The organism is Bacillus sp. EA-CB0995 (assembly GCF_055814245.1).
Genome location: NZ_CP169269.1, coordinates 1,204,953 through 1,223,583 on the forward strand (window position 1 = coordinate 1,204,953; position 18,631 = coordinate 1,223,583).

The 18,631-nt window shown below is 36.6% G+C and carries 13 protein-coding genes, 2 tRNA genes and 3 pseudogenes; 15 read left to right on the plus strand and 3 right to left on the minus strand.

What is annotated here, in order from left to right; genetic code table 11:
- The first annotated feature begins 12 nt into the window (after nucleotides 1-12).
- The 4 genes from ACEWFJ_RS06305 (at nucleotide 13) to ACEWFJ_RS06320 (ending at nucleotide 2,405) form a co-directional block, all read left to right on the plus strand.
- Nucleotides 13-86 (plus strand) — tRNA-Gly (locus ACEWFJ_RS06305).
- 1 nt (nucleotide 87) lies between these two features.
- Nucleotides 88-161: transfer RNA gene (locus ACEWFJ_RS06310), tRNA-Arg, on the plus strand.
- A 123-nt stretch (nucleotides 162-284) separates the two neighbouring features.
- Entirely contained in the window at nucleotides 285-857 is a 573-nt protein-coding gene (locus tag ACEWFJ_RS06315; RefSeq protein WP_473691106.1) for a hypothetical protein, read from the plus strand.
- Between the two features lie 312 nt (nucleotides 858-1,169).
- Entirely contained in the window at nucleotides 1,170-2,405 is a 1,236-nt protein-coding gene (locus ACEWFJ_RS06320; RefSeq protein ID WP_473691108.1) for a COG4705 family protein, read from the plus strand.
- 240 nt (nucleotides 2,406-2,645) lie between these two features.
- On the opposite strand, the gene ACEWFJ_RS06325 is transcribed toward ACEWFJ_RS06320, so the two are convergent.
- Complete coding sequence (locus ACEWFJ_RS06325) at nucleotides 2,646-3,260, minus strand: PH domain-containing protein (RefSeq protein ID WP_253630516.1); 615 nt, start codon at nucleotides 3,258-3,260, stop codon at nucleotides 2,646-2,648.
- Nucleotides 3,261-3,562: 302 nt separating this feature from the next.
- On the opposite strand from ACEWFJ_RS06325, the gene ACEWFJ_RS06330 reads away from it, so the two are divergent.
- The 7 genes and pseudogenes from ACEWFJ_RS06330 to ysxC all read left to right on the plus strand — a co-directional run bounded on the left by ACEWFJ_RS06330 (nucleotide 3,563) and on the right by ysxC (nucleotide 13,242).
- Complete coding sequence (locus ACEWFJ_RS06330) at nucleotides 3,563-3,811, plus strand: hypothetical protein (RefSeq protein ID WP_098305125.1); 249 nt, start codon at nucleotides 3,563-3,565, stop codon at nucleotides 3,809-3,811.
- A gap of 225 nt (nucleotides 3,812-4,036) precedes the next feature.
- Nucleotides 4,037-5,041 carry a hypothetical protein gene (locus tag ACEWFJ_RS06335; RefSeq protein WP_473691111.1) on the plus strand — a complete coding sequence of 335 codons (1,005 nt, stop codon included), beginning with the start codon at nucleotides 4,037-4,039 and terminating at the stop codon, nucleotides 5,039-5,041.
- A gap of 328 nt (nucleotides 5,042-5,369) precedes the next feature.
- On the plus strand, nucleotides 5,370-6,653 hold the full coding sequence (gene tig / locus ACEWFJ_RS06340; protein WP_098305121.1) for a trigger factor: 1,284 nt from the start codon (nucleotides 5,370-5,372) through the stop codon (nucleotides 6,651-6,653).
- 265 nt (nucleotides 6,654-6,918) lie between these two features.
- Entirely contained in the window at nucleotides 6,919-8,184 is a 1,266-nt protein-coding gene (gene clpX / locus ACEWFJ_RS06345; protein ID WP_098305119.1) for an ATP-dependent protease ATP-binding subunit ClpX, read from the plus strand.
- A gap of 250 nt (nucleotides 8,185-8,434) precedes the next feature.
- Nucleotides 8,435-10,104, plus strand: a pseudogene (lonB, locus tag ACEWFJ_RS06350) (ATP-dependent protease LonB).
- Nucleotides 10,105-10,319: 215 nt separating this feature from the next.
- Nucleotides 10,320-12,649, plus strand: a pseudogene (gene lon / locus ACEWFJ_RS06355) (endopeptidase La).
- Entirely contained in the window at nucleotides 12,646-13,242 is a 597-nt protein-coding gene (ysxC, locus tag ACEWFJ_RS06360; protein WP_473691114.1) for a ribosome biogenesis GTP-binding protein YsxC, read from the plus strand. The pseudogene lon and the gene ysxC overlap by 4 nt, the downstream one beginning before the upstream one ends.
- 24 nt (nucleotides 13,243-13,266) lie before the next feature.
- On the opposite strand, the gene ACEWFJ_RS06365 is transcribed toward ysxC, so the two are convergent.
- Together ACEWFJ_RS06365 and ACEWFJ_RS06370 are read right to left on the minus strand one after the other, a co-directional pair.
- Nucleotides 13,267-13,683, minus strand: coding sequence for an organic hydroperoxide resistance protein (locus ACEWFJ_RS06365; RefSeq protein ID WP_473691115.1), 417 nt, complete (start codon nucleotides 13,681-13,683; stop codon nucleotides 13,267-13,269).
- 2 nt (nucleotides 13,684-13,685) lie between these two features.
- Nucleotides 13,686-14,137 (minus strand): annotated as a pseudogene (locus ACEWFJ_RS06370) (MarR family winged helix-turn-helix transcriptional regulator).
- 578 nt (nucleotides 14,138-14,715) lie between these two features.
- On the opposite strand from ACEWFJ_RS06370, the gene hemA reads away from it, so the two are divergent.
- From hemA to ACEWFJ_RS06390, 4 genes are read left to right on the plus strand one after another with little or no spacing between them, the layout of a single operon-like run.
- Nucleotides 14,716-16,053 carry a glutamyl-tRNA reductase gene (gene hemA / locus ACEWFJ_RS06375; protein ID WP_473691117.1) on the plus strand — a complete coding sequence of 446 codons (1,338 nt, stop codon included), beginning with the start codon at nucleotides 14,716-14,718 and terminating at the stop codon, nucleotides 16,051-16,053.
- Nucleotides 16,054-16,069: 16 nt separating this feature from the next.
- Nucleotides 16,070-16,903 carry a cytochrome c biogenesis protein gene (locus ACEWFJ_RS06380; RefSeq protein WP_473691119.1) on the plus strand — a complete coding sequence of 278 codons (834 nt, stop codon included), beginning with the start codon at nucleotides 16,070-16,072 and terminating at the stop codon, nucleotides 16,901-16,903.
- 15 nt (nucleotides 16,904-16,918) lie between these two features.
- The gene (hemC, locus tag ACEWFJ_RS06385) at nucleotides 16,919-17,848 is read left to right on the plus strand and encodes a hydroxymethylbilane synthase (RefSeq protein WP_473691121.1); all 930 of its coding nucleotides are present in this window, start codon (nucleotides 16,919-16,921) and stop codon (nucleotides 17,846-17,848) included.
- Between the two features lie 4 nt (nucleotides 17,849-17,852).
- Nucleotides 17,853-18,614, plus strand: coding sequence for a uroporphyrinogen-III synthase (locus ACEWFJ_RS06390; protein ID WP_473691123.1), 762 nt, complete (start codon nucleotides 17,853-17,855; stop codon nucleotides 18,612-18,614).
- The last annotated feature ends 17 nt before the right edge of the window (nucleotides 18,615-18,631 follow it).

Genomic DNA, 18,631 nt, shown 5'->3' on the forward strand with positions numbered 1-18,631 from the left:
ATTTCATATCATGCGGGTGTAGTTTAGTGGTAAAACAAGAGCCTTCCAAGCTCTGGTCGAGAGTTCGATTCTCTTCACCCGCTCCATGTCCCAGTAGCTCAGCAGGATAGAGCAACGGCCTTCTAAGCCGTCGGTCGGGAGTTCGAATCTCTCCTGGGACGCTAAAAAAACCTTGTTATCTTTTGATAACAAGGTTTTTTATTTGTTTTAAACGCATTCTTTTTTGCGTGAGCCAGTAGAATGGTAGTAATACGAGTATAAGGATGGTTAAAAGGGGATTTGAAATGAAACGATTTATAATGCTTTTAGGCTTTATAGCGCTTTTTACTCTTTTGACAGCTTGCTCGTCTAAGCCATCTTTAGAACTTGTAAATTCAAAAGTTGATATAGTTACCGATAAAAATAAGGTTGGTGCGATAGGTATAACAGAAGGTGATAAGAAAGGGCAGGAGCTTGTACCAACGGCATTATATTATGAGTTTAAAATTAAAAATAATGGGAAGCAAAAAATTGGAGGGATTGGTGATAAAGGTTTACAAGTTAAAATTGAACCCAGTGATAAATTAGTAGCTACCTCCAAAGAAATAGTGGGTTTTAATATTTTTGATCCCTCTTCATATGAAGGAACGGGTGTAGGTTTTGGAAGTTCCTTTGACGGAGAAATCAAACCTGATAAAAATGGGGAATATATTCTAACTTTTGATTTAGGTGTAGGCGAAGAAAACTCTCAAGTTCCACTAAGGGTTCCATCAAAAGAAGCATTGAAAAAACTTGAGAATAACGCTTTAGATGCTTCCCTATTAGTGACGTTAGATGGTAAAGAAATAGCTCGATTTGACTTAAATAAGAAAGAGTAAGTGTGTTATTTAATATCATAAAAAAGTAAAGCATCAGTGATAAAACTGATGCTTTTTTTAGTGTTAAATGATTGTTATTTTATTTGTTTTTTTAACTTTTGTTCCTTGGAAGAGAACTTGTTATAAAGAATGCTTTCCTTTTTTTAATAAATTTCTCATTTAGATTTAATTAGATTTTCAGACGAATTTCATTAAAAGATAGTAAAGTAGGGACTAGTTCTTGTAGTAATCATCAAATGAATAAACGAGAATCACGAAATGATTTGAGACATTGATTATCGGTTTAAATACAATAAAAAGGAGATGAGTTCATTGGCAAAAAATCTATCCGTTTCTGATGAAGTCGCTGCCGCCTCGTCACTAGGCCGGCAGATGTTGAATAAGGTTCCAGAAGTCACGATCTTCTTCTGGATAATCAAAATTTTATGTACAACTGTCGGTGAAACATTTGCTGATTTCCTAAATTTCAACCTTGGATTTGGTTTAACTTTCACTACCATAATTATGGGAGTAGCGTTTTTCGTTGTATTGTATCTTCAATTCAGAGCAACTAAATATGTTCCAGGCATTTATTGGCTAACTGTTGTTCTTATAAGTGTATTTGGAACGTTGGTAACTGATAATTTAACAGACAATATGGGAGTACCTCTTGAGGTTAGTACGGTAGTTTTCTCCGTGCTTCTAGGTTTAACTTTTCTTTTTTGGTATCTTAGTGAAAAAACACTCTCAATACACTCGATTTTTACAAGAAAAAGAGAAGTTTTCTATTGGCTTACCATTCTTTTCACATTTGCACTTGGAACAGCAGTCGGAGATTTATATTCCGAACAACTCGGTCTTGGCTATCTTTACACAGGAATAATAGTCGTTATGATAATTGGTTGTGTATTTTTGGCATGGAAATTTTTGAAACTTGATGGGGTATTAGCGTTTTGGATTGCGTATATTCTTACTCGTCCACTCGGAGCATCATTAGGAGATTACCTATCTCAACCAAAAAATAATGGCGGGTTAGGTTTGGGAACAACAGTTACTAGTGTAATTTTTCTTATAGCTATTTTAGCGATAATTGTTTTTCTTGCTGTTACAAAAGTTGATACAAAGGCAAAAAGTGATACAGCAGAAACAAACCAAGTGAATGGAAACAAGAAAAATGTTTTGACACAAACCATTGTTGTACTGTGCATTTTCTTAGTTGTTGGCATAGGCGGTTATGTTTGGCGCAGTAATAATATAGTACCGCAAACCGGTTCTGCACAAACTACATTAGCTGGGCAGTTAACAGATTTTGTTAAAATTGAAAGTGATATGCTAAACCATGTAAACTCAAATGACTTTACTTCGGCGAAAAAAGAGGCTGACGATTTAGAACATGAATGGGACACATCGGAGCCTAAACTTAGGAAAATAGATGGCTCAACATGGACTAAAATTGATGGAACTATTGACAGTGTATTAGCAGCAGTTCGTTCATCAAACCCTGATGTTAACAAGTGTAAATCTGCACTTAACAATTCGCTTAGTGTCATAAACGGAGCGAATAAATAAAAATTCTAGGAATCGCAAATGAACTGCACCTCAATTGTTAGACACAACTAACAATGGGAGGTGCAGTTTTTTTACGACCAAATCTTTGGAAACGAAGTTAGATGCTGTCCATGCCTATCTTAACGGTGTAGAATCCTTTCATGGATACGCCATGAAGGGATTCTATTTTTATGTTTTCAATGAATTTTACAGAAAAACTGTAGTTATTAGAAAAAGAATTAAAAGCAAAATTAGTTTAGGTTAATTGTTAATAAACTTCTCAAATACAAAGCCAAAATCTTTTACATTATATTGTTTCTTTGTATCAACAAGCCAATTGAACGCAATTTGATTAATTTCTTTAAACTGTGCTGCTAGATCTACTTCGGCATTTCTTACGTTGCCTAATGTGGAAGATGCCATTTCTAGGCTCTTATGTGCGTATTGCGTTGCGATATCATTTTCGTGAGTGATTTCTGCAATCTTTAGAAGCGCCTTATATAAATCTTTTACTTCTTCAATATGTTTTTTATGTATGTCGATGGAGTAATGCTCTCCGCCCATATTAAATTTAATCTCAATATCTAAGTCTACTGTCCCTGCTGTTTCAAGCAGAACGTTAGAAATTTTATGCGTGTTGTAATTATAACGGCGAAGTGTACGTTTCTTACTTACCGCACTTGTTCCGTCAACATGAATAAGAGCTGTATTTGTAAAGCAATACTCATCTGTTTTTGATTTGATTAAAAAATAAATTTTTTCGTTTTCTTCATGCATGACATAATCATCAGCATCTACTTTATCGTAATCAGCAGGGGTAATAACGGACCCAATATCACTTAAACCAAGCATATCAGCTGCTACTTTTTTAAACATTGTATATCGCCCTTTCGTTTTGAAATTTCTGAATCATTTCGAGTTTATTATAACATGAGAGAAGTCTATTTTGAGAAATCTTACAATTCTGTAAGGTATATGTAAGAAAATTCGATGGTAACTATTTCTAAAAAATTTATAATAAAGGCAACATAGACGAAGCGAGGGGAAGAAATAGTGAAAGGTTTAGCTATAACAGCCTTATCAATTGCTTTTGGAGTTGTTGCCTATGATAAATTGATGAATATGATTAATGTGATAAAACAATTAATTGCATAAATAAAGATTTAAGGGGATAAGGGATGGAATGGTTACTTGGTATTATTGGAATTTGTAGTGTTGTTTTATTATTTATGTTTCCAATTGGATTATTAAGTTCAAGCATAAGTGTATTTTTTATGTGTTTAATCATCAGTACGATAATGATTATTATAGTATTAATGAAACGTAGTAAGTCTATTTTCTTTTTTAGCATTATCGTGATGACAATTATTGTTCTTCAAATGATAACCCTCTTTGTATATCCTACTATTATAAAAGCTTTCCATTAAAACTCTTCGCGCCGGTAGCCGAGAGTTTTTTATTTTCTCTCGTAGAATCCTCATTTGCTATAAAAGTTCTATTTTCGTATTTCTAGGCAATATATTCGATTTTTATATAGTAAAAATCGGTATTTTCTCAGTAAAAACGAACAGATTCCAAAGATTGTGTTCTGAACTATCATTTGTTATATTAACTTTGAAGTGTATTGAAAATCTAAAAAAAGAGGCGAGCGTATGGATAAAAAAGAAAGTACGGTCGTATTGTTTCCGCAGTTGTCAGCGCGATTTATCGACGAAGGATTTATTGCATTGCGTGAGCGTCGGTTTGAAGAAGCGTTAACATGCTTCGAAATGTTGCGCCAGTACGGGGCACAGACAGAACAATCAGAATTGGCTTCAGTTATTTGTTTACTAGAATTAAAGGAAACGAAAGAAGCGAAAGAGCGATGCGAGGAATTGCTTGAAACAGGGGAACTCTTATTTCAAGATATTCTTGAGACATATGTTACAATTTTAGTGCAAATAAATGATTATGAAGGCATTATTGAAACGGTACAGTCCGTTTTACAAACGAAAGAAATAACAGAAGAGCAAAAAGAGAAATTAGCACAACTTGCATTGTTTGCAAAGAGCATGCTAGATGGTGAAGAAGTAGTAGAAATAGACAATGACGTATTTTTTGATGAACCTGCGTTTGCAGACGCTTTGCTTAAAGGTGATTATGGGAAGCAATTGCGGGCGATAAATGAGCTTGCGAATAGAAATATCGAAAGCGCGTTGCCGGCGCTGTGTACATTTTTACTAGATGAAACGAAACACCCGTATATTAAAACTTCTATCTTATACATATTAATGGAAAATCGAATACAAGAAAGCATAGATGTGGAGAAATTCGGTGAGACAATAACGGTCATACCGGCTAATTTATCTTATAATCCATATGATACAGAAGAAGTGTTACATATATTGTCTGATCGCTTAGAGCATGATAATCCAACGATGTATGAGGCGATTGTTGCATATTGGAAAGAAATGCAAACAAGCATCTTTCCGTTTCCTTTCTTAATAGAGAAAGACAAGTTATGGGCAGCTGTTTTAGAGAGAGTTGGAAGAAAACGATTTGGAATGCCGATTCATGAGGATGAGCTTCTTCGAGAGTATGATATTACACTTGAAGAATATCATGTTGCATATCAGTGGTTTTTACGTATTGAGAAAGAAGGATTTATGCCAGTATAATGAAAAAGAATGTTTCGGTTATTGAAACGAGAGTATTCTATGTTATAATGTAAGGGTTGCAAAGGGCTGAAATCTGCCTTTTTATAAGAGAATAGAAACAAATATTCTCTTACTTATATGTTTCATATTATTCTCGAACAAAATATACCGTATTTGTCTTTTTGGCAAATAGTAGATTGAGAATGATACGTCCGAAGTTTTCATAACGGATGGTAAAGCTGAATACATCAGCTTTACAGAGTGTTTGTTGTTTCTTTATAAGAAACGATAAATGCCTCGATCTTTAAAGGTATGTGTATACATTATTATAGTTGGAGGGAAAGAATAAATGGCTGCAAAATGGGAAAAATTAGAAGGTAACGCTGGCGTTTTAACAATCGAAGTTGATGCTAAAGAAGTAAACAACTCTTTAGACGCTGCGTTCAAAAAAGTTGTAAAAACAATTAATGTACCGGGCTTCCGTAAAGGAAAAATGCCTCGTCCTCTATTCGAACAACGCTTCGGTGTAGAATCTTTATACCAAGATGCTTTAGATATCATCTTACCAAAAGCATACGGAGAAGCAATTGATGAAACTGGTATCTTCCCAGTTGCTCACCCTGAAATCGACATCGAGAAATTCGAAAAAGGCGAAAACTTAATTTTCACTGCGAAAGTTACTGTAAAACCTGAAGTGAAATTAGGCGAGTACAAAGGCTTAACAGTAGAAAAAGTTGATACTACTGTAACTGATGAAGATGTAGAGAATGAATTAAAATCTTTACAAGAGCGTCAAGCTGAGCTTGCAGTTAAAGAAGATGGCACTGTAGAAAACGGTGATACAGCTGTAATCGACTTCGAAGGTTTCGTTGATGGCGAAGCATTCGAAGGTGGAAAAGGCGAGAACTACTCTTTAGCAATCGGTTCTAATACATTCATCCCAGGATTTGAAGAGCAATTAGTTGGTCTAAAAGCTGGCGAACAAAAAGAAGTGGAAGTATCATTCCCAGAAGAATACCATGCAGCAGAACTAGCTGGTAAACCAGCAACATTTAAAGTAACAGTTCATGAAATTAAGGTGAAAGAACTTCCTGCTTTAGATGATGAGTTCGCGAAAGATGCAAACGAAGAAGTAGCAACTCTTGACGAGTTAAAAGCAAAACTTCGTGAAAACTTAGAAGAGAACAAAAAACAAGAAGCTGATAACAAACTTCGTGACGAAGTAGTAGAAAAAGCTGCTGCAAATGCAGAAATTGACATTCCAGAAGCAATGATCGAAACTGAGTTAGATCGCATGGTTCGCGAATTCGAGCAACGCTTAAGCTACCAAGGCATGAACTTAGAGCTTTACTACCAATTCACAGGTACTGATGAAGCAAAATTAAAAGAACAAATGCAAGAAGACGCAGCAAAACGCGTAACAACTAACCTTGTTCTTGAAGCAATCATCAAAGCTGAAAACATTGAAGTAACAGAAGAAGAAGTAAATGCAGAAGTTGAAAAAATGGCTGAAATGTACAACATGCCAGTAGACGCTGTGAAACAAGCTCTTGGTAACGTTGAGGGTGTAAAAGAAGACCTTCAAGTTCGTAAAGCAGTAGATTTCTTAGTAGATAACAGCAAGACTGCATAATAAAATAACAAGGCGCGACATTGCTCGTGCCTTGTTTTATAAATATAAATATATTTGTAAATCATTTTTATTATGAAGAAGGAAAAGATTCTTCGAAAGTCGAATATACATATTTCAAAAGTTTCAAATTTTTTTTAATTGTACATAACTAACCGTATTATTTGTATTTCTCGCCACGTAGTGACATAATATGTATTTACATACGATACATTTATCGTGTACATACGAAGGCAAGGTATTAGCACTTTGTAAGGGGTGTGAAAATATGTTTAAATTTAATGATGAAAAAGGGCAATTAAAATGTTCTTTCTGTGGTAAAACACAAACGCAAGTTCGAAAGCTTGTTGCAGGTCCTGGTGTCTACATTTGTGATGAATGTATAGAACTTTGCACAGAAATCGTGCAAGAGGAGCTTGCAAAAGATGAAGAAGTAGAATTCAAAGATGTACCGAAACCAGTAGAGATTCGTGAAATTTTGGATGAATATGTAATCGGACAAGATCAAGCGAAGAAGGCTTTAGCGGTAGCGGTATATAACCATTACAAGCGCATTAATTCTAACAGCAAAATTGATGATGTAGAATTAGCGAAAAGTAATATTGCTTTAATTGGACCAACTGGTAGCGGTAAAACGTTACTGGCACAAACGTTAGCACGTATTTTAAATGTTCCATTTGCAATTGCTGACGCAACATCTTTAACAGAAGCGGGATACGTTGGGGAAGATGTAGAAAACATCCTACTAAAACTTATTCAAGCAGCTGATTATGATGTAGAGAAAGCGGAAAAAGGGATCATTTACATTGACGAGATTGATAAAGTGGCACGTAAGTCAGAAAATCCGTCAATTACACGTGACGTATCTGGTGAGGGTGTGCAACAGGCACTTCTTAAAATTTTAGAAGGTACTGTAGCAAGCGTTCCTCCGCAGGGTGGTCGTAAGCATCCACATCAAGAGTTTATTCAAATTGATACAACAAACATTTTATTCATTTGTGGCGGTGCCTTTGATGGCATTGAACCAATTATTAAACGCCGTCTTGGTGAAAAAGTGATTGGCTTCGGTTCTGAGAAGAAAAATGCTGATGTAACAGAAAAGCATGTTTTATCGCATGTATTGCCAGAAGATTTATTAAAATTTGGATTAATTCCAGAATTTATTGGTCGTCTTCCGGTTATTGCGAATTTAGAGCCGCTTGATGAAGGTGCTCTTGTTGATATCTTAACAAAACCGAAAAATGCGCTTGTGAAACAGTTCCAAAAGTTATTGGAACTTGATGATGTTGAATTAGAGTTTGAAGAGGGTGCCCTTGTTGAAATTGCGAAAAAAGCAATTGAACGTAAAACGGGTGCGCGTGGACTTCGTTCAATCATTGAAGGTCTTATGCTTGATGTGATGTTCGAACTTCCATCTCGTAAGGATATTGAGAAATGTGTGATTTCAAAAGAAACAGTAGCAGAGAATGCTACGCCAAAATTAGTGCTTCAAGATGGTACTATACTTGAACAAGATACAAAAACATCTGCATAAAGTGAAACTTTAATCAGTGGGGATTTCATCCCTGCTGATTATGAGTAGAACGAATCGGATATATACCAGTAATTGATCCCCACCTAACTTTTTTGCTTTTTGCTGAATTTCGAGGTGGGGATATTACTGTCCGTGAATAGCAGTATAAACGATAAGAAACAGCAATTGTATAATTGCTGTTTCTTATTATGTTTAGCGTGTTTCCTCCCAGGGGATACTGATAAGTAAAACATAGCGGGAGGAAATGAGTATGAGCTGGACAAATATTTTTTTAATCGTTCAACTTGTCTTTGGTGTAATTGTCGGATTATATTTTTGGCATTTACTCAAAAACCAGCGAACACAAAAAGTTTCAATTGATAGAGAATCAAAGAAAGAGCTAGAGCAACTTCGAAAAATGCGGGAAATTTCTTTAACAGAACCCCTTGCTGAAAAAGTTCGTCCGGCGTCTTTTGCTGATATTGTTGGACAAGAAGACGGTATTAAATCATTAAAAGCTGCGCTATGCGGTCCAAATCCGCAACATGTCATTATATATGGACCGCCAGGAGTTGGGAAAACAGCAGCGGCTCGGCTCGTATTAGAAGAAGCAAAGAAAAACTCGAAATCTCCATTTCGAATCACTGCAACATTTATTGAGCTGGATGCCACAACGGCTCGGTTTGATGAGCGGGGGATTGCTGATCCGTTAATTGGTTCTGTTCATGATCCGATTTATCAAGGTGCTGGAGCGATGGGGCAAGCAGGTATTCCGCAACCGAAAAAAGGGGCGGTCACAGATGCGCATGGAGGTATTTTATTTATTGATGAGATTGGGGAGTTGCATCCAATTCAAATGAATAAAATGTTAAAAGTGCTGGAGGATCGCAAAGTATTTTTGGAAAGTGCATATTATAGTGAAGAGAATTCTCTCATTCCAACGTATATTCACGATATTTTCCAAAAGGGATTACCAGCTGATTTTCGCCTTGTTGGCGCAACAACACGTTCTCCGGATGAAATTCCTCCGGCTATTCGGTCACGCTGTTTAGAAGTCTTTTTTCGTGAACTAGATACAGGAGAAATCGAAGCAGTAGCGAAAAATGCTGCTGAAAAGGTGGATATGGAGCTAGGTGACCAGGGTATAGAAATGATTGGAATGTACGCACGGAATGGAAGAGAAGCCATTAATCTTGTGCAAATTTCTGCTGGAATGGCAATTAATGAAGGACGATCTTTTATAAAGGATGAGGATATTGAATGGGTCATTCATTCAAGCCAACTGACGCCGAAATACGAAAAGCGGGTATATCCAATTCCGAAAATTGGTCTTGTAAATGGCCTGGCTGTATATGGACCAAATACAGGAGCACTACTTGAAATAGAAGTAACAGCAATTCCAGCAAAAGAGAATGGATCCGTTGTGGTAACAGGGATTGTTGAAGAAGAAAGTATCGGTAATCAAACGAAATCAATTCGCCGTAAAAGTATGGCAAAAGGTTCTGTTGATAATGTTGTAACTGTTCTTCGTTCGCTGGATTTGTTACCTGAAGGATATGATATACATATTAACTTTCCAGGCGGTATTCCAATTGATGGACCATCTGCCGGCATTGCAATTGCAACAGGCGTATATTCTGCCGTTCATCGCATGTATATCAATAATGAAGTAGCCATGACTGGAGAAATTAGTATTCACGGAGAAGTAAAACCAGTTGGTGGCGTTTACGCAAAAGTAAAAGCAGCGAAAAAGCTGGGGCAAAGAAAGTGCTAATCCCAGCAGAAAATATGCAGCCTTTTCTTTACACAATCAAAGGTATTGAAATCGTTCCTGTGCGAAAATTAAAAGAAGTATTTGCATTAGCATTTGTAAAAGAGAAAATTGAGCCAACAGGCGATACATTGCTTTCTTTAGATGAAGGTGACGTGCAATCGATGTAAAGGGTAAAGGGTTAGGTGAACCAATCGGGCTCATATGGGAGAGACGCTAACTTTACTGCCTGTTAGAGCAGAATATCCTAGGCTTCGTTTAAGTTGTTATATGCTTAAGCGAAGTCCCTTTTTCTTTAACGAGCAATAGAGCATCGAGTCTCTGAGATTGCATAAGGCTTTATTGTAATATAAAATAGGGAAACAAAGATATTTATGGAGGTGCTATGTCTAATATGAATGCGAACGAAAGAATCGTGCCCCTCCTACCATTAAGAGGCGTTCTCGTATATCCGACGATGGTTCTGCATCTTGATGTAGGACGTGATAAATCGATACAAGCGCTCGAGCAGGCGGCTGTAGATGAAAATATAATTTTTTTAGCGATGCAAAAAGACGTGAATATCGATGATCCGAAAGAAGATGATATTTATAAAGTAGGTACGTTAGCAAAAATAAAGCAAATGCTCAAATTGCCAAACGGGACGATGCGTATCCTTGTAGAGGGTTTACATAGAGTAGAAATGACAGAGTTCATCGAAGAAGATGATGTAATTACAGCTAATGTCCGTACATTAATGGAAGAAGAAGAGGGCGATTTAGAAGAAAAAGCACTCATGCGTACATTAATTGAGTATTTTGAGCAATATATTAAGCTGTCTAAGAAGGTTTCAGATGAAACTTTTGCAACAGTTGTTGATGTTGATGAACCAGGTCGATTAGCTGATCTCGTATCATCTCATTTGCCTCTCAAAATGAAGCAAAAGCAACAGATTTTAGAAATCACTGCGGTGAAAGAACGATTACATACACTTATTTCTTTTATTCAAGATGAAAAAGAGTTATTGAACTTAGAAAAGAAAATTGGTCAGCAAGTGAAGCGTTCTATGGAGCGTACACAAAAAGAGTACTTCTTACGTGAGCAAATGAAAGCTATTCAAAAAGAACTTGGTGATAAAGAAGGAAAAGGCGGCGAAGTAGAAGAGCTTCGTGAAAAGATTGAAGAATCGGGAATGCCAGAAGAAACGCAGCAGGCAGCTTTAAAAGAGCTAGATCGTTATGAGAAATTGCCGGCAAGTTCAGCAGAGAGCGGTGTGATTCGCAATTATATTGATTGGTTATTATCTCTTCCTTGGACTGAGGCAACAGAAGATCGTATAGATCTTATACGCGCTGAAAAAATTTTAAATGAAGAGCATTATGGGCTTGAAAAAGTAAAAGAGCGAGTACTTGAATATTTAGCAGTGCAAAAGCTGACGAATTCATTAAAAGGACCTATTCTTTGTTTAGTCGGTCCTCCAGGGGTTGGGAAAACATCGTTAGCTAAATCGATTGCGACATCATTAAATCGTAATTTTGTTCGAGTTTCACTTGGCGGTGTCCGTGATGAGTCTGAGATTCGTGGCCATCGTCGTACGTATGTCGGTGCGATGCCAGGTCGTATTATTCAAGGAATGAAAAAGGCAAAGACAATCAATCCGGTCTTTTTATTAGATGAGATTGATAAAATGTCGAATGATTTTCGAGGAGATCCTTCAGCAGCATTATTAGAGGTATTAGATCCAGAACAAAATCATAACTTTAGTGATCATTACATCGAAGAGCCATACGATTTATCGAAAGTTATGTTTATTGCAACAGCTAATACGCTGGCAAGCATTCCAGGCCCTCTTCTTGATCGCATGGAGATTATTTCAATTGCTGGTTATACAGAACTTGAAAAAGTACATATTGCCCGTGAGCATTTGCTTCCTAAACAATTACAGGAACATGGTTTGAAAAAGGGAATTTACAAGTACGTGATGAAGCGCTTCTTGAAATTATTCGTTACTATACACGTGAAGCGGGTGTTCGTACGTTAGAGCGTCAGCTTGCGAAGCTTTGCAGAAAAGCAGCGAAGATTGTTGTAACAGAAGAGCGTAAGCGCGTTGTAGTAACGGAAAAGAATATTACAGAGTTGCTTGGAAAGCGTGTATACCGTTATGGTCAAGCTGAAACGAGAGATCAAGTAGGTATGGCAACAGGTTTAGCGTATACATCAGCTGGAGGAGATACGCTTGCAATTGAGGTATCTGTATCTCCGGGTAAAGGAAAGTTAATTTTAACAGGGAAACTTGGGGATGTGATGAAGGAATCTGCACAAGCGGCATTTAGTTATATTCGTTCGCGTGCAGAAGAATTGCATATTGATCCTGATTTCCATGAAAAACATGATATCCATATTCATGTTCCCGAAGGTGCTGTACCGAAAGACGGACCATCAGCGGGCATTACGATAGCAACGGCTCTTATTTCAGCATTAACAGGAATTCCTGTTAGTAAAGAAGTAGGAATGACGGGTGAAATTACACTTCGTGGCCGTGTGTTACCAATTGGTGGATTGAAAGAGAAAACGTTAAGTGCGCATCGTGCAGGTTTAACGAAAATTATTTTACCTGCAGAAAATGAGAGAGATTTAGACGATATTCCAGAAAGCGTAAAGGAAAACCTTACGTTTGTGCCAGTTTCTCATTTAGATGAGGTACTAGAGCACGCATTAGTAGGAGTGAAAAAATGAAAGTAACAAAAGCGGAGATTGTCATTAGTGCAGTCAAACCAGAACAATACCCTGATGGTGATTTACCAGAAATCGCATTAGCAGGTCGTTCCAATGTTGGAAAGTCATCCTTTATTAATAAAATTTTAAACCGAAAAAAATTAGTGCGCATTTCTTCTAAACCAGGAAAAACGCAAACACTAAACTTTTTCATTATTAATGACATGATGCATTTTGTGGATGTACCAGGTTATGGGTATGCGAAAGTATCGAAGTCAGAACGAGCAGCATGGGGTAAGATGATCGAAACGTATTTCACAACAAGAAAGCAGCTAGATGCAGCTGTTCTTGTTATTGATTTACGTCACAAGCCGACAAATGACGATGTGATGATGTATGATTTCTTAAAGCATTATGAAATTCCAACAATCATTATTGCAACAAAAGCCGATAAAATTCCAAAGGGAAAATGGCAAAAGCACTTAAAAGTTGTAAAAGAAACGCTTGATGTAGAACCAGAAGATGAAGTTGTATTATTCTCTTCAGAAACAGGTCTTGGGAAAGAAGAAGCGTGGAAAGCGATTCATAAGTTTACAAAAACAAAAAACGTGTGACATTCGTCACACGTTTTTTGTGTATTATAGTACGTTTAATGTAACTTCAATATTCCCTCTTGTTGCTTTAGAGTATGGACATACCCCGTGTGCAGCTTCTACTAATTGTGTTGCTTCTTCGTGAGATACACCAGCTACGCGCACATCTAATGTGACAGCTAATCCGAATCCCCCATCTGTATCTTTGCCAATTGCTACGTGAGCCGTTACTTCCGTACTTTCTGCTTTTACACGTTTCATACGAATGACAAGCTGTAATGCACTATCAAAGCAAGCTGCATAACCTGCTGCAAATAATTGTTCAGGGTTTGTTGCTTCCCCGCCCATACCGCCTAATGCTTTGGGCATTTTTACATCAAGGTTTAATACACCATCTTCAGAGATTACTTTTCCGTTTCGTCCACCTGTTGCTTTTACAGTAGCAGTATATAATGCTTCCATGTTTATTCCTCTTTTCTATCATTTATTGTTTTCATTGTTTCAATTAATTTGTTTAATTGAATTAGTAAAGTTGTATAATCTTCAGTTGTAATTCCTAAATGTGATGCCATTGTTTGTGGCAATGAACATGCTTTTTCTTTAAAGTAGATCCTTGCTCTGTTAGTTCAATACATACTTTTCGTTCATCTTCCTTTGAACGAATACGCTTAACAAGTTGTAAACCTTCCATTCTTTTTAACATAGGCGTTAATGTTCCGGAATCTAAAAATAATCGTTCACCAATTTCTTTTACTGTTATTCCGTCTTGTTCCCACAATACTAACAAAGTAATGTACTGCGGATACGTAATGCCCATTTCTTCTAAATAAGGACGATAAAAACGTGTAACTTCTCTAGAACAAGCGTAAATAGAAAAACAAAGTTGATTATCTAGATGTAAAGGATTCTCGTGTATGAGTATCCCTCCTTTTTGAATTGTGCACAATTTAATTTTGTAAAATTAATATAAAATAAACCCAATAAGATGTCAAACAAAAAGAAAATCAATCATTTGGAATAATCATACATATTTTCTTTCAATTGAAAGAAGCTAGTAAAAGATAGTCTTTCAGCATGTATGGAATAGTTTCCATTACTTGATTCCGACAATTTTTTTGATAACGTACAGATAGAGTTATTATTTTATAATTATTTTAAAGTGAAATATTTCTTCTCTAGATGAGGGAGGATTTTTACTGTCTTTTTGAACGGAAAATAGGATTTTTGTATTCTCCACCGATGGTTAGTTGTATACATCGGCTTTTATGAAAAGTTTTTCTCACCTTTTTTCCTTTCATTCTTTACTTATTCCAGTGAATGTTTTACTGTCAGTTAAGTAAGGGATAAAGTGAAACTTCCATCAGTGGGGGGCTTACTGCCCACGAATAGCGGGATAAAATGAAACGATGTTCACATGATTGTCAGATTTAAAAGGGGAAAGTTGTATTATGATAGTAGATAAGATGAAAAATCGGTTGAAGGGGGACATGCTGCGTGCATATTCTTGTTGTTGGTGTTAACTATCGAACAGCCCCTGTAGAAATTCGTGAGAAACTAACGTTCCAGGCAGCAGAGTTAGAGCAAGCAATGACAACGTTACAAAAACAAAAAAGTGTATTAGAAAATGTCATTGTATCGACATGCAATCGAACGGAAATCTATGCTGTGGTAGATCAGTTACACACAGGACGCTATTATATTAAGAAATTTATGGCTGATTGGTTTCAGCTTGAAATAGAAGAAATTTCACCATATTTGTCTATATTTGAACAAGATGGTGCTACCGATCACTTATTCCGTGTAACATGCGGGTTAGATTCAATGGTAGTTGGAGAAACACAAATTTTAGGTCAAATGCGTGATAGCTTTTTACTAGCACAAGAAGTAAAAACGACAGGAACGATATTTAATGAATTGTTTAAACAAGTTGTTACGCTAGCAAAACGTGCTCATTCTGAAACAACAATTGGCGGCAATGCGATGTCAGTAAGTTATGCAGCTGTTGAACTTGGAAAGAAAATTTTTGGTGACTTGAAAGATTGCCATGTTCTTATTCTAGGTGCGGGGAAAATGGGTGAATTAGCACTGCAAAATTTATACGGAAGCGGTGCTCATAAAGTGACTGTTATGAATCGTACGTTTGCAAAAGCGGAAACGATGGCAGAAAAATATATGGGACGTGCAAAGCCATTAAATCAACTGCAATGTGCATTGTTAGAAGCTGATATTGTAATTAGTTCAACAGGTGCTTCTCAATATGTGATTACGAAAGAAATGATGTCCAAAGTAGAAGGTATGCGCTCTGGTCGTCCGCTCTTTATGGTAGATATTGCGGTGCCGCGGGATATTGACCCAGCAATTGATGCGTTAGAAAGTGTTTTCTTATATGATATTGATGATTTACAGGGCGTTGTGGAAGCGAATCGTGCCGAGCGATTAAAAGAAGCTGAAAAAATTCAAATTATGATTGAAGAAGAAATGATTTTATTTAAATCATGGTTAAATACGCTTGGTGTTGTACCATTAATTTCGGAGCTTCGTAATAAGGCATTAGCGATTCAAAGTGAAACAATGCAAAGCATTGAACGAAAGATTCCAACGCTAACAGAGCGTGAGCGAAAAGTGATTAGTAAGCATACGAAAAGTATTATTAATCAATTGTTAAAAGATCCAATTTTAATTGCGAAAGAGTTGGCAGCTGAAGAAGATGCGCAAGCAAAGCTTGCTCTATTTGCGAAAATTTTTGATTTAAATGCGAAAGAAGTAGTAGAAGAAAACGCAGCAGAATGCAAACAGACAGAGAAGTGGACAGTATCCGCTCCATCTTTGTAATGGAAAGGGTAATCGGATGAGTGTTTTAAACAATAGCATTATTTATCATATTGCCATTATTTTATATGCCTGCAGCGTGAGTTTATATTTTATAGATTATTTTCAAAGTAACCGAAAGGCAAATCGGATTGCCTTTTGGTTACTTTCGGTTGTATGGGTATTATATTCTATATTTATGTTACTTCGAGCAACAGAAGCGAAAATCAATCCTGTTTTAACGTTGCTATCGGGTATTTATTTTTATGTATGGCTATTAATTACATTATCATTAGTTATTAACCGATTTATGCGTATTGATTTTTTAGTCTTTTTTACAAATATGATTGCATTTGGTGTAAGCGCTGTTTCTATTTTTACTCCGCTTGGAAAAATGTCGCCAGTGTTGGCCAATCAATTGGTATCGGAGCTTGTCTATGTGCATGTTGGTATGGCGATTATTTCCTATGCAACATTTACAGTTTCCTTTATTTTTTCCATTATGTATTTAATTCAATATCGTTTATTAAAACAAAAAAAATGGAATGCAAGATTAAGGCGTTTAGGAAATTTACCAAAGCTTGATTCTATGTCATACGGTTTGAATTTATTTTCTATACCATTCTTTTTATTAGCTATTTTGCTTGGGTGTATATGGGGATATACGAAGTTAGATAATTTTCATTGGTATGATACAAAGGTGATTGGATCTTTCGTTGTTTTATTTGTGTACTGTGCGGGTATTTATTTGCGCGGATCAGATACATTGCAGGGGAAGAAAATTGCAAGTTGGAACATCGGGGCATTTCTCGTAATGTTAATTAATATTTTTCTATTTAGCAGTTTATCGAATTTCCATTTTTGGTACTTATAATGAGGAGAGAAAAATATGCGCAAAATTATTGTAGGATCAAGAAAAAGTAAATTGGCATTAACGCAAACACATTGGTTTATCGATCAATTGAAAGCACTAGGATTGCCATATGAATTTGAAGTGAAAGAAATTGTAACGAAAGGTGACGTTATTTTAGATGTGACACTTTCGAAAGTAGGCGGAAAAGGATTGTTCGTAAAAGAGATTGAACATGCGTTGCTTACAAAAGAAATTGATATGGCTGTTCATAGCATGAAAGATATGCCAGCAGTACTTCCTGAGGGATTAACAATTGGATGTATTCCAAAACGTGTGGATCCACGTGATGCGTTTATTTCCAAAAATGGTGAATCGTTTGATGAGTTACCAGAAGGAGCCGTTATCGGTACAAGCAGTTTACGTCGTAGTGCACAGTTGTTAGCGGCGCGCCCGGATTTACAAATAAAATGGATTCGAGGAAATATTGATACAAGGCTTCGTAAGCTAAAAGAAGAAAATTACGATGCTATTATTTTAGCAGCAGCAGGACTAAAGCGAATGGGCTGGGCGGATGATGTGATTACAGGATACTTAGATGAAATGGTATGTGTACCAGCTGTTGGACAAGGTGCGTTATCCATTGAATGTCGAGAGGATGATGCTGATTTATTACAATTACTAAGTCATCTGAATGATAGTGTAACTGCGAAAACAGTTGAAGCAGAACGAGTATTTCTTCATAAGTTAGAAGGCGGCTGCCAAGTACCGATTGCTGGATATGCAACGCTGAAAGAAGATGACCAAATTGAATTAACAGCTCTCGTTGGATCTGCAGATGGAACTGTCTTATTGAAAGAAGTTGTTATTGGTGAAAGTTCCCAAGAAGTTGGAGAACAAGCAGCAGACTTGTTAATTGGGCAAGGAGCGAAGGAACTTATTGCTTTAGCAAATCAGGGGCAAAACTAGCAATATGCCTTCTCTTTGTGGAAAAACAGTGCTAATTACGAGAGCTAAGCAACAGGCGAAGCAAATGAGTGCAGAAGTGCGAAAGCAGGGCGGAATTCCATTAGAAATTCCGCTTTTGCATATAACAGCAGCCGCGCATGAACAATTTCAACAAGTGCGTGATGAATTAATCACGTATGACTGGATTATTTTCACAAGTAAAAATGGTGTGAATTTCTTTTTAGATGGTATGAAGCAACCGTTACCACATACCCTTAAAATTGCTGCAGTTGGTGTGAAAACAAAGAAAGAATTAGAGAAACGCGGCTATACTGTCCATTTTGTACCAACAGCATTCGTAGCTGAAGCATTTGCGGAAGAATTTGTGAGTTATATAGGAAGCGGGACGCGTGTATTACTGCCAAAAGGAAATCTTGCAAGAGATGTGATACCGGAAGCATTGCGAGGTCATGGTGCTATCGTACGTGAGCTTGTTGTATATGAAACTGCCGTCTATGTACAAAAGCGGGGGCACCTTATCGATGCACTGCAATCAGGAGAAATCGATGTGATTACCTTCACAAGTCCATCGACTGTGCAGAGTTTTATCGCATTGCTTGAGGGTGAAAACTGGAGAGAATGGATAAAAGAATGTACAATTGCTTGTATAGGCCCCGTTACAGAACGAGAAGCACGTAAACATTTTCAAAATCTTCTCATTCCGAAAGAATATACAATTGAAGCTATGTTACAATGCATTTCAGAATATTATTATAAAAATGTATAATAAAGTGAAACTTTAAG